Origin of the sequence: Kordia sp. (assembly GCF_050633145.1) — a bacterium.
GTDB lineage: Bacteria > Bacteroidota > Bacteroidia > Flavobacteriales > Flavobacteriaceae > Kordia.
In genome coordinates this window covers 162,218-176,461 of record NZ_JBOEFY010000040.1, presented here as the reverse complement: position 1 = coordinate 176,461, position 14,244 = coordinate 162,218, and the positions used below count along the sequence as shown (strand labels likewise).

2 protein-coding genes are annotated in these 14,244 nt (G+C 34.9%); both read left to right on the top strand.

Features of this window, described 5'->3' with window-relative positions; genetic code table 11:
- The first annotated feature begins 5 nt into the window (after positions 1 to 5).
- Positions 6 to 3,101: an amino acid adenylation domain-containing protein gene (locus ACRBBL_RS18765; protein WP_431370619.1), complete on the top strand. Its 3,096-nt coding sequence runs from the start codon at positions 6 to 8 to the stop codon at positions 3,099 to 3,101.
- A gap of 13 nt (positions 3,102 to 3,114) precedes the next feature.
- Positions 3,115 to 14,226, top strand: coding sequence for an amino acid adenylation domain-containing protein (locus ACRBBL_RS18760; protein ID WP_431370618.1), 11,112 nt, complete (start codon positions 3,115 to 3,117; stop codon positions 14,224 to 14,226).
- Positions 14,227 to 14,244: the final 18 nt, after the last annotated feature.

The window sequence follows — 14,244 nt, the reverse complement described above, 5'->3', positions numbered from 1 at the left end:
ACATTATGGCTTCAAATGTCGCAGAAAATATAGATGGATATGAATTCTCTGATAATCAAAAAAGATTATGGAATGTAGCTAAAGAACAGCTTTCAGCATTCTATAACCAAGTGGTACTTACTGTACAAGAAAACAAAACCTCAGCAGAAGTTTTGCAAGCAATACGTACAGTATTCAAAGCACATGAGGTGTTCACATTCAGATCACATAACAACTATCAATATTATTATCCTGTTCAATATCAGTATAATGCAGAATGTATTGATTACAAAGAAATAGACGGAAATGTAACAGCAGCTCAAACAGCAATTGAAACTTACTTATCGGAACCTTTTCAACCATCAGAAAATGCAGGAGTACGTTTTTGCTTTACAATGCAAGACAACTTTGTAAAAACAATTCACATTCGATTATACAGTTTATGGGGCGATACGTATAGCGCGTTGTTTTTAGCTGAACGAATGAACACGCTTTTAAATGCTACAGAAAATACAAGTAATGATGCTGATGCAATTCCGTATATCAACTATGCAGCTTGGCAAAACGACCTAATCAAAAATCCAGAAGACGATGCACAATCATTTTGGAAAACCTATGCAGATGAAAAAGGAAAAACAATCATTCCTTTTCAAAAAGCAATTACAGGAACGTTTACTCCAAAAAGAAAGCAAATTGCAGTTATTGATGCAGCAGGAAAAAAAGAATTGGAAACAGTATGTGCAGGGAAAGAAGGAACACTTTCAAACGGTTTGTTCTATCAATACCTTTCGTTCTTAGCAACCTTTACCAAAGAAAACGTAACTGTTGGGTATGTGCAAAACGATCGAACGTATGATGAACTTAAAAGTACACTCGGATTTGTAAACAAAACACTTCCTGTAGTACTCGAAACAGCTTCAATTATTGAGAATGGAGACATCAACATGATCCAAAATCAAATAGAGCAAGTAACAAATTGGTCAGACTATTACACGATCAAAAAAGACAACCCACAACAATGTTTCAACTACTGTTTTGAATGCATTTCGGCAGCTAATGAAACAACAGCTATTACCGATGTATATTCTATACAAAACACATTCAGAGTAAAACTAAGTTGTGTTGTATATGCTGATAAAATTGTGGTAGACGCGTATTATGATACTGAATACTATTCGGAAAATGATATAGCGGTCCTGGAAGCACAATTAAAAAAGCATTTCACAAATAGTACATTACAACCGAAAAAAACACAGAAACTAAGTACAATTGAAAACGAAATTATAAAAGCCGCAAACAGCACTTCTCAAGCATTTGAAAGTTACAATGCCATCACTGAACTCATTGATGAGCAAGTAGCAAAAAATCCAAAAGGAATTGCAATTGCGTATGACTCTATTCAGTTTACATACCAAGAATTACAAGAAAAAGTAAACAAACTAGCCAACCATTTAGTCAATCAATATAAAGTATCAAAAGGAGATGCGGTTTGTATCTTATTAGATCGATCGGAAGCATTTATAGTAAGCTTACTAAGTGTCTTAAAAACGGGCGCGTATTATGTACCTATCAGTAAAGAATATCCTTTAGAAAGAGTTCGATTCATCTTAGAAGATACAGCTTGCAAACTATTGCTTACAGATGTAGATACAAAAGCAGATGAAGGCACTACGGAAATAGAAACTTTTAATCCTGAGCGTGTAACAGCATATGAAAATGAAGCAGTAACGTTTAAAACGAATGTACAAAATACAGACACAGCGTATTGTATTTACACAAGTGGATCAACAGGAAAACCAAAAGGTTGTCTTATCTCGCACAAAAACATTCTCAACTATATCTCTTGGGCAAATCAATATTACTTTACCAATGCAGATTTAGGAAATTGGGGATTCTTTACAGCAGTTTCGTTTGACTTAAGTGTTACAGCAATCTTTACCAGTTTGACTAGAGGAAAAAGGCTTACCATCGAAAAAGAAGGAATGCACATTGCAGAATTGCTAAAAAAGAATTTTGAAGATCCTACAGTTGATACACTCAAGCTAACACCAGCGCATCTTTCGCTATTGGCAGAACTTGACATTAAAGAAACTGCGATGCGTGTTTTAATCTGCGGAGGCGAACAACTAACACAGCAACAAGTAAACATTGTCAAAGCTATCAGTCCAGATATTACACTATTTAATGAATACGGACCTACAGAAGCAACAGTAGGTTGTATCACTAAAGTAATTGAAGCTGGAGAGAAAGTTTCTATCGGAACGCCAATAGCAAACATGTCTGCTGCCATTGTAAACGATCAAAATGAAGCTTGTGAAATTGGCGCAACAGGAGAATTAATTCTTTCAGGAACAGGAATTAGCAAAGGATACTTGAACAGAGATGATATAACTGCTGAAAAATTTGTAAACGGATCTTCTAATGAAGATAGAAGACAGTACAAAACAGGCGATTTGGCACGTTGGACAGCAAATGGAAATATTGAATTCTTAGGTAGAATTGACGATCAAGTCAAAATAAGAGGATATCGTATTGAACTTGCTGAAATAGAAAACTGTTTATCACAATTTGATATTATTGATGAAGCAGTTGTCGTAGTTCGAGAAAATGATGTTGCAGAAAAAGAACTAGTAGCGTATATACGCGCAAAACACACACTAGATGCAGCAACTATTCAAGAATATCTTGCAGAAAGAATTCCTGAGTATATGCTTCCAGAACACTATGTACAACTTATTACATTCCCACTTACAATCAATGGAAAAGTAGATAGGAAAGCATTGCCAGAACCGTACGGAATCACATTATCTAGCGGTGCGGAATACCGAGAAGCAACAACAGAAACAGAAAGTAAACTTGTAACTCTTTGGGAAGACATTCTAAAAAGAGAACAAGTAGGAGTAGATGATAACTTCTTCTTAATAGGAGGAAACAGTTTAAAAGCAATGACTGTAATCAATCATATTCATAAAACATTTGAGATAAAATTACAGCTAAAAGACTTCTTTGAATCTGCGACTATAGCAGATATAGCAACACAAATAGATTCATTAATCGTATTACAATCGCTCAAAGAAGAAATGAATTCTGAAAAAGAATTTGAAAGCGAAATCATATTATAAAGACAGCACCACCATGTATACATTATTAAAAACATTAGTAGCAAATAATATTCATCTTTCTGTTGAAAATGGAAATTTGAAAGTAAAGTTTGATGGTAAAAAATTACCACAAGACTTACTTTCTCAAATCAAAGAGAATAAGGAAGCATTGATAGCGTATCTTTCACAAGAAGACGCTGTAGCAAACTTACACATCGAAAAAGCAACAGAAAATGTTTCGTATCCTTTGTCTTCTGCACAAAATAGATTGTGGATTTTACATCAAGTAGATCCAGGTGCGGTAGCTTACAACATGGCAGGACAAACAACACTCGACGGAACCTATAACCTTGAAAACTTTGAACGTGCTATCAATGCTACAATTGCACATCACGAGATTTTAAGAACTGTTTTTAGAGTAAATGAAAATGATGAAGCAAGACAATGGATTTTAACTCCAGAAGCTATAAATTTCAAAATTTCACACCGAGATTTTAGAGGTTTAGAGGTAGCAGAGCAACAAGAAAAAGTAACAGCATACATTCAAGAAGATACTGTAAAACCATTCGACTTTGAAAATGGACCTTTATTACGTGCTACAATGCTTCAAGTTGCAGACGATCAGTTTGTATTCCATTACAACATGCACCACATAATTAGTGATGGTGTATCTATGGATAATTTAGCCAAAAGCATCATCATGGCGTACAATGCCATTGAAGCAGGAGAAGAAGTAACATTACCAGCATTACGCATTCAGTACAAAGACTATGCTGTATGGCAATTAGCGCAATTGGAAAGTGAAGCATCAAAAGCAGATAAAAACTTTTGGTTAAATCAATTAGCAGGAGAATTACCAACCTTAAATCTTCCAGCTACAAAAAAGCGTCCTACGGTTCAAACAACAAACGGAAAAAATCTTGCAACGTACATCAACAAAGACACGGCACAGCAATTCAAAGCCTTATGTCAGCAAGAAAATGGAAGTTTATTTATGGGATTAATAGCTGTGTTAAATGTTCTTTTTTACAGATATACCAATCAGAAAGACTTTATCGTTGGAACACCAATTGCAGGTAGAGACAATGTAGATTTAGAAAACCAAATTGGTTTCTACGTAAACACATTGGCCTTACGAAATACACTTGAATCAGAGCAATCTTTCAAAGATGTATTTACCAATGTTAAAAAGAATACCTTAGAAGCCTATGCACATCAAGCATATCCGTTAAATCAGCTAATTCAAGACTTAGGTTTAAAAAGAGACGTGAGCAGAAGCGCCATTTTTGATGTAATGGTTACAATGCACAATTTCGATAATAGTACTGTAAACCTTCAAGTGAATGAAAATGAGATTGGTACTATTATGGATTATGGAACGGCACAAAGTAAATTTGATCTTGAATTAAACTTTAAAGAAGTTGATGGATACATATACGTAGCAGTAATCTATAATGAAGATGTATATGAAGGAGAAATGATTTCTAACTTTATGACGCACTTCCAAAGTGTATTGGAAGCAGCGACTAAAGTACCAACAGAAAAAATTGGACAATTAGACATTTTACAGCAAACAGAATTAGCTACGTTAGAAGCGTTCAATGCAACAGATGTAATCTATAACGAAGCTAAAAATGTAGTAGATTTATTTGCAGCGCAAGTAGCAAAAAATCCTAACAAAACGGCTTTAGTATACGAAGGTAAAAAATTAACGTTCAGAGAACTTGACGAAAAATCAAATCAAGTTGCTAACTATATTGAAACACTAAACTTAACAAATACATTAATTCCTATCTGTGTTGATCGTTCTTTTGAAATGATCATTGGAATTTGGGGAATCTTAAAATCTGGAAACGCGTATGTACCAGTAGATCCAACATATCCACAAGACAGAATAGACTATATTTTAGACGATACACAAGTTTCGTTAGTATTCTGCAACACTGCGTATACAGCATTCTTTGAAAATGTAACGGTGGTTGACTTAGATACATTTGACTATAATTCGTTCGCAACAACGTCGCCAAATGTGAGTATTTCTGAAGATCAGTTAGCGTATTGTATTTACACGTCAGGAACAACAGGAAAGCCAAAAGGAGTATTAAACGCACATGCAGGATTAGCAAATCGTTTATTCTGGATGCGTGACGACTTAAATATCACAGCAGATTCTGTATTATTCCACAAAACACCGTACGTATTTGATGTATCTGTTTGGGAATTAACAATGCCTTTCATTGTTGGATGTCCATTAGTAATTGCACGTCCAGAAGGACATTTAGATCCAGAATACTTACAAGATACTATTGAGCGTGAAGGTGTAACATTCATTCACTTTGTACCATCAATGTTAAATGTATTTATTGATGTTGCATCGGCAGAAAAATTACAAAGCTTAACACACATTGTATGTAGTGGAGAAGCATTATCTGCTGCGGTTACAGAAAAAACGAAGCAACTATTAACAACTCCAGAAATTGTTAACCTTTACGGACCAACAGAAGCTGCTATTGATGTAACGTCAATGAACTTAAGAGCAATTGATACCGAAAAAGAAGGTGTAAGTATTGGAAGACCAGCAGCAAACACAAAAATATATGTAGTCAATACAGACTTGCAATTACAACCTGTTGGTGTTGTTGGAGAATTGCTAATTGGAGGAATTCAAGTAGCAAATGGATATGTAAACAAACCTGAATTAACAGCGCAAAAATTCATCAAAAATCCTTTCCAGGCAGAAGGAAATGTTTATAGAACGGGCGATTTAGTTCGTTGGTTACCAAATGGAACGTTAGACTTCTTAGGAAGAAAAGACGATCAGGTAAAAATTAATGGATACCGTGTTGAATTAGGCGAAGTTACAAATGCTATAGAAAACTTAGAAACTGTAAAACAAGCAGTTGTAGTTGTCGATGAAGCATGTGGAAGCAAACGTCTTTTAGCGTATTTTGTTGCTGAAAATGAATTGACTAGAGAAGGAATTCAAAAGGAATTAAAAGGCAAATTGCCAGAATATATGATTCCTGTCGATTTCATGCAATTAGATACAATTCCATTAACAATCAACGGAAAAGTAAACCGAAAAGCATTGCCTGCTTTCTTAATTTCTGAAACGGAAACTACGAACTATGTAGCACCACGAAACGAAAAAGAAGAAATCATTGCTGCAATTTGGCAAGATGTTCTAGGTATAGAAACTGTTGGTGTCAATGATAACTTTTTCTCTTTAGGAGGAGATTCAATCATTGCAATTCAATTTATCAGCAAAGCGAAAAAACAAGGAATTACACTAAAGGTAAAAGATGTATTTGAATTCCAAACTATTGATGAATTAGCAACGAAAGTAAATCACGAAATACAAATCATCAGTGAACAAGGAGTTTTAGAAGGAAACTTCGGATTGTTACCAATACAATCATACTTCTTTGAAAAAGGATATACAAAAGACGATCAATACAACCAATCGTTATTATTAACCCTACCAAAAAACATCACGCGAAATCAATTAAATGAAGCGGTTGCAGGTGTATATCAAAAACACGATATCTTACGTGCACGTTTTGAACTTGTAAACGATGAATTTGTTGGTGAGTATGAAACTACAATCCCTGAAATTTCAGAGGAAACAATTACAGCAACAGAAGCTATTGGAGAAGCGGTAACAAAAGTATGTGCTTCCTACCAAGAAACACTAAACACAACAGAGGGAACTGTTGCAAGATTTGTGCTAATAAACACTCCAGAAAGTGAAGCTGCAAATCGTGTATTCATCGTAGCGCATCACTTAGTAATTGATGGTGTTTCATGGAGAATTATAGCAGATGATTTAACGGCAAACTTGCAAAAAGTATCTAAAGGAGAAACTGTAACTATTGGAGAAAAAACAACATCATTCAGACAATGGCAAGAACGTTTGGCTACGTATGCAAACAGTGAAACATTAAACGAAGAATTTGCGTATTGGAAATCGATCACAGAAAAGATAGAAACCTTACCACAAGACACAGATTTTGATGGAAAAACAACCTATCAAGGTGTAGATTCTTATAATGTAAGTTTCTCTCAAGAATTAACAACGAGCTTACTAAAAGAAAGCAATCAAGCATTCTCAACAGAAATCAATGACTTATTATTAGCAGCCTTAGCAATGTCGTTCTCAACATGGACAAACAACGACAATCTTGTAATTGGATTGGAAGGTCACGGTAGAGAAGAATTATTTGATGATGTAGACATTACAGAAACAGTAGGATGGTTTACATCTTTATATCCTGTATTGCTCGAAAACTTTCAAGATGATGTAGAAGCAACGATTGTTCAAGCAAAAGAAAACCTAAAAGCCATTCCAAACAAAGGAATTGGATATGGAGCATTACGCTATTTAGCTGCGGACGAAAGTAAAAGAGAAAGCTTGCACAAAGACATAGAGCAAGTAATCTTTAACTACTTAGGTCAGGCGGATCAAGGAAGTTCTGAAACAGCTTCTCTATTCAACTTTACAAATGAAGGAAAAGGAGAAGACATTCACCCAGAAAACGAATACGGAGGAAAAATCACAATCAACAGTGTTGTTACCAATGGAACATTAAGCTTACGTTGGGATTATGATACCAATCGTTTTGCAAAAGAAAGCATTGAAACGCTTGCAGAAAATTACATAAAAGCGTTAGAAATAGTTGTAAACTTCTGTAAATCACAAACGGAAACAGTAGCAACTCCAGCAGATTATGGACTCAATGGATTATTACCATATCAAGATTTAAGAGCATTCAAAGCAACAATGAATGCAGAAGAAATTGAAGATATCTATCAATTAAGTCCAATGCAAGAAGGCATGTTATTTTACAGCTTGCTTAACAAAGACTCAAATGCCTACATTAATCAAATAAGTCTTGATTTAACAGGCGAATTCAACCTAGAAAACTTTAAAAACGCATGGAAGCAAATCATACAAAAACACAGTATACTCAGAACATCATTCCACTTAGAAGGACTCAACATTCCTGTACAATGTGTACACAAAAATGCGGAGCTGCCAATAACTGTTCTCGATTACACGACAAAAGATAATGTTGAAGCTGCAGTAACTGCTTTCGCTAATGAAGATGCAAGTACAGCTTTTGAAATGGACAAAGCGCCATTATTCAGAATAACACTTATAAAACAAGCGGAAGATAGTATCAAACTAATCTATTCAACGCATCACATTATCTCAGATGGTTGGTCAACTCCAGTAATTTTTGGAGAATACTTAGAAAACTATCAAGCATTAGCAGCAGGAAAAACAATTGCAACGGATGAAGTAGATAATTACAAAGAATATATCACACACATTACAGCTAAAAACAATGCAGAAGTAGTTAACTATTGGAAAAACCAACTAAGCACGCTTACATCACCAAGCTTATTGCCTTTTACAGATACCACAAAAAATCTGAACAAAACGTTCGGAAATACAAGTATGGTATTATCAAAAGGAAAAGAATATGTGATGGAATTGGAAGCATTTGCTAAGAAAAATCGTTTAACGGTAAACACAGTAATTCAAGGAGTTTGGGCATACTTACTATCGCAATACACAAACAATGAAACGGTTGTGTTTGGTACAGTAATCTCTGGAAGACCAACTGAAATAAAAGACATAGAAAAAAGATTGGGATTATACATCAATACCATTCCATTATGTACTTCTATAACACAAGAAACAAACATCGTTTCATGGTTAACAGACATTCAAAGTAACTATGCAGTTTCAAGAGAAGAATACGGACATTCGTCATTAGTAGACATTCAAAAACAAAATAATGTAGCTAGAGAATTATTTGATAGCTTATTAGTCTTTGAAAACTATCCGTTAGATGCTATTGAAGAAGCAGAATCAGATGTGGTAATCAATAACTTAGAAACAAAGCAGCAAAACAATTATGTATTAACAATTTCTATCGGACATGTTTCTGAAACAGGAATGAACGTAGAATACGAATACAATTCTGAAATACTATCAAACGAAATCATCACCATGATGAAAGGACATTTTGATACACTTTTAGAAGCAATTGTAAAAAGTGAAACTATTGGCGACTTAGAATATTTAAGTAGTGAAGAAATAGCATTATTATTAGACACGGTAAACAATGTAGAATCACCAAGCAATTCAACATTGGTATTAGATAGATTCAATGCGCAAGTAGCAAAAACACCAAATCAAGTTGCGATTTCTTTTAAGGATGAAACATATACATACAAAGAACTAGATGAAAAATCGAATCAATTAGCAAACTGTTTGGTAAACGATCACAGCATCAAAAATGGTGATGTAGTCGGAATCAAATTAGACAGAAGCAATTGGGTTTTAATCTCTATTTTAGGAATCTTAAAAACAGGAGCGGCGTATGTGCCAATTGATCCTGCGTACGGTTCATCAAGAGAAGAACACATTTTGAGCGATGCAAACCTAAGCTTGTTAATAACAGAGTCAAGCTATATGTTTGACATGTTTGATTTTGATGGAAACATGCTCACGGTTGATATTGACTTTGAAGCAGACGAATTTTCAATAGCATTTGAAGCAATAGGAATTACGGAAGAAACAGTAGCGTATATGATTTATACGTCTGGATCTACTGGAAAACCAAAAGGAGTACTAATTCAGCATGGAGCTTTAGCAAACTATTTAGATTGGGGAACGAAGCAGTATTTAACTGAAAACACACTTGAAAACTATGACTTCGGATTGTATACATCGTTATCTTTCGACTTAACGGTAACAAGCTTATTCTTACCAATAGTAAATGGAGGAACGCTTCACATATACGATCAAGGAGATATTTCACAAACCTTAACATCGTACTTAAACAGTGGAGTTTCATGTATCAAACTAACGCCAGCACACATTACATTGTTAAAAGAACTTGACATTGAACAAAGTGCGGTTGCGGTTGCTATTGTTGGAGGAGATGCTTTATTACCACATCACGTGGAAACATTAAGAAGCATCAATCCAAACATGAAAATATACAATGAATACGGTCCTACAGAAGCGACTGTTGGTTGTATGGTGTTTGAAGTAACATCGAAAGATGAAATTACGATTGGAAAGGCAATTCAGAATACTGAAATCTTTGTATTAAACAGAAACAATCAATTAGTACCAAACGGAGTTTCAGGAGAAATTTGTGTCGGTGGCGCCGGATTGGCAAAAGGATACTTAAATCGTGAAGATTTAACGGCAGAAAAATTCATTCCACATCCCTATGTACAAGGAAAAAGATTGTACCGTACTGGTGATGTTGGAACTTGGTTAGCCGATGGAAACTTAGCGTATTTAGGAAGACAAGACGATCAAGTAAAAATACGAGGATACAGAATTGAGTTAGGAGAAATAGAACAACAATTACTCAACAAACAAAGTATTCAGGAAGCGGTTGTGTTAACACACACCATGGAAAACGGCGAAAAACAATTAGTTGCGTATCTAGCTTTTGAAGAAAAAGAAGATACAGCAATGAACATTCGCAAATTCCTTGCGGAAAGCTTACCAGCATACATGATTCCTGCACACTTTGTTCCTGTAGAGCGTATGCCACTTACAGTAAATGGTAAAATAAACAAAGAAGAATTAGCAAACTTAAAAGACGTAAAACTAGATGGAGGTTCAGAATATGTAGCTCCAAGAAATGAAACAGAAGAACAAGTTGCAAAAATTTGGGAAAAAGACTTAGACATTGATACGATCAGTATTCGCGATGATTATTTCCACTTAGGAGGCGACTCTATCAAAATGATTCGTTGTATCAGTTTCATAAACAAAGAGTTTGATGTTGAAATGCCAGTAGCAACGTTCTATGAAAATCCAACCATAGAAGGAGTTGCAGCATATATTTCAGAAATTGAAAAAACGGGACGAGGCGCAAATACGATAAAAGCAGAAATTGAAGCAGAAATTGAAGCAATTGCTGCAGCTGTATTGGCGGTGCATCCAACACCTGAAAATGTAGAAAATGTATATCCAATTAGTGATGTACAATTGGGAATGGTATTAACAAGTCAGCTAACCAAAGAAACTGATGAACATGGTGTATATCACGATCAATTCTTATTCCAATTAGGAACCGTAGACATTCCTACATTGATGCGTGCAATGGAGTTAATGGTACAAAAGCATGAAACATTACGTACTTCATATCACTTATACGAATATGAGAATCAAGTACAAATTATTCATAAAAAAGTACCTGTATCAATTGGTTATGAAGATATCAAAGCGCTGAACAAAGAAGAAAAAGAAGAACACATTCAAAACTTCTTACTAAAAGAACGTACAGAACGTCCTTTCGATACCACAAATGCGCCAACATGGAGAATTAATGTATTTCAAATCGCAGCTTCAGATATCATCTTTGTATTCCAATTTCATCATGCAATGATTGATGGTTGGGGACAAAGTAACTTTAAAGTTGAACTCTTTGAAACGTACGAACAATTAAGAAAAGATAGTACATACACACCAGCGCCATTACAATGTAGCATGCGTGACAGTATTGTGTCTGACTTATTAGAATTACGTAAAGAAGACAATAGCGCATTTTGGAAAGACAAAATGAGCGGTTACAAACGATTAGAAATCTTAACAGATGAGCACTTAGACGATCAATTCATAAAAATATATCCTGAAGAATTTACTTCTAAGATTATTGAAAAATGTAAGCAAGATCAAATTACGCCAAAAGCATTATTCTTTAGTGCGTATTTATATGTGTTATCGTTACTCTCTAACGAATCTGATACAACCATAGGATTGGTAGCGCACAGGCGTCCAATTGTTGAAGACGGAGACAAACTATTAGGATGTTTCTTAAATTCAGTACCATTCCGATTTGATGTAGCAAATACAACAGATAAAACTTGGTTAAGCTATGTAAAGACTATTGAAAACGGTTTAAACGAATTAAAAGGAAAAGATAGATTCTCTCTAAATGAAATTGCAGACTTAGTGGGCGAAAGTTCTCAAGGAAATCCATTCTTTGATATCTTATTCAACTATATCAATTTCCATGTACTAGAAGAATTACATGATAATGAAGAGTTTAAAACGCAGCAAGCACAACGTGAAGTAACTGATTTTGAATTTGGCGATTATGAAAGAACCAATACACACTTAGACTTTACCGCTGAGCGATCTGCCAAAAACGTTTCCATAACGTTAACGCAAAGTCGTGCATTCAAATCGAATCATAGTCTAGCAGACATTGTTTCTTACTATGAAAATTTCCTTGACAATTACTTGGAAAGAGATCAAGAAAAAATTAATGCCTATACCATCTTCTCAACTGAGGAGCGTAGCGAATTAATGAACAATGCCAAAGGAAAAGAATTGGAATTACCTAGTAAAGCAACCATTACAGGTGTTTTTGAAACGCAAGTACAAGAAACACCAAACAATGTTGCAGTTGTGTACAGAGACAAGTCGTTAACGTACAAACAACTAGATGAGGTTTCAAATGCATTTGCACAGTTCTTAGCACAAGAATACAAAGTTGCTAAAAATGATATCATTGGAATTCAATTAGATCGAAGTGAATGGATGACAGTTGCCATCTTTGGAATATTAAAAACAGGTGCCGCGTATCTTCCAATAGACATTGCATACCCAACTGAAAGAGTTGCATACATGCAGGAAGACAGTGAAAGTAGATTGACAATTACAAACGAATTAATTACAAAATTCTTAGAAAATCAATCACGTTACGCAACTGAAAAAGGAGCACATGTTCGTAACACCAACGATACAGCGTATATCATTTACACTTCAGGATCAACAGGAAAACCAAAAGGAGTTATCATTGAAGACAATACCATTTTAAACACCATATTATCGCAAGTTGAAGCTTTCAATTTAAAACAACAACGAAATGTATTACAATTTGCATCGTTCTCGTTTGATGCTTCTATCTGGGAAAGTTTCATGTCGTTACTATCTGGTTCAACACTATTTATTATAGATGAAAAACTACGAAAAGATCCAACGGCATTAGAAGCGTATATCGGTGAAAACAACATTGACATAGCAACACTTCCGCCAGCATACTTAACATTGATGAACATTCAGAATTTGAGTGGCATCAAAACCTTAATCACAGCTGGTGAAGCACCAATTTATGAAGACGTAAAAGAATTCTTAGCACTCGAAAAAGGAACATACATCAATGCTTACGGACCAACAGAAGTAAGTATTTGTGGTTCTACACATCACATTTCAAGTGTACAAGAATTAGAAAGCGGAAACATTTCAATAGGAAAGCCAATTGCAAATGCTTCTATCTATTTACTGAATGACCTGAATCGCTTACAACCTTTAGGAAGTATTGGAGAAATATGTATTGGAGGCGCAGGATTGGCACAAGGATACTTAAATCGACCTGAATTAACCAAAGAAAAGTTCATTCAAAATCCTTTCAAAGAAGGAGAACTACTTTACAAAACGGGCGATCTAGGAAAATGGCTGTCAAACGGATTGCTTGAATTCCACGGAAGAAAAGACAATCAAGTCAAAATACGAGGTCATAGAATTGAGCTTGGAGAAGTAGAATACCGATTACTAGAAAGAGATACCATCAATGAGGTTGCGGCCTTAGTCATAACAGACGATGCAGGTAGCAAACAATTGGTTATGTATTTCACTTCTTGCGAAGAAGAGGTATTATCTGAACTAAGAACAGAATTACAAGAAAAATTACCATCCTACATGATTCCAGATGGTTTTGTACAATTAGAAACCATGCCACTAACAATAAATGGTAAAATTGACAAAAAGAAACTAGCTGAAATCAAAGGGAAAAGTTTACTAGCAGTTGAATATGTAGCTCCTAGAGACGAAATGGAATTGAAACTTGCAGCCTTATGGCAAGAAATTCTGAAAAAGGAACGTATAGGAGTCAAAGATTCCTTCTTTGAAATAGGAGGAAACAGCTTAAAAGCAATTCAATTAATAGCACGTATTCAAAAAGAATACAATGTCAACTTTGAAATTGCGGGACTCTATGATACACCAACCATAGAAGCACTCAAAGAAAAACTAGAAAATGTTCTTTGGGTTACGAATCAATTTGTGGAAAGCGAAGAAAATATTGAAAGCTTTTCATTCTAAATTAACAACACACTAATC

Excerpts from the sequence above, each read along its gene's own strand:
- ACRBBL_RS18765 (WP_431370619.1), top strand. The coding sequence starts at position 6 with ATGGCTTCAAATGTCGCAGAAAATATAGATGGATATGAATTCTCTGAT.
- ACRBBL_RS18760 (WP_431370618.1), top strand. The coding sequence starts at position 3,115 with ATGTATACATTATTAAAAACATTAGTAGCAAATAATATTCATCTTTCT.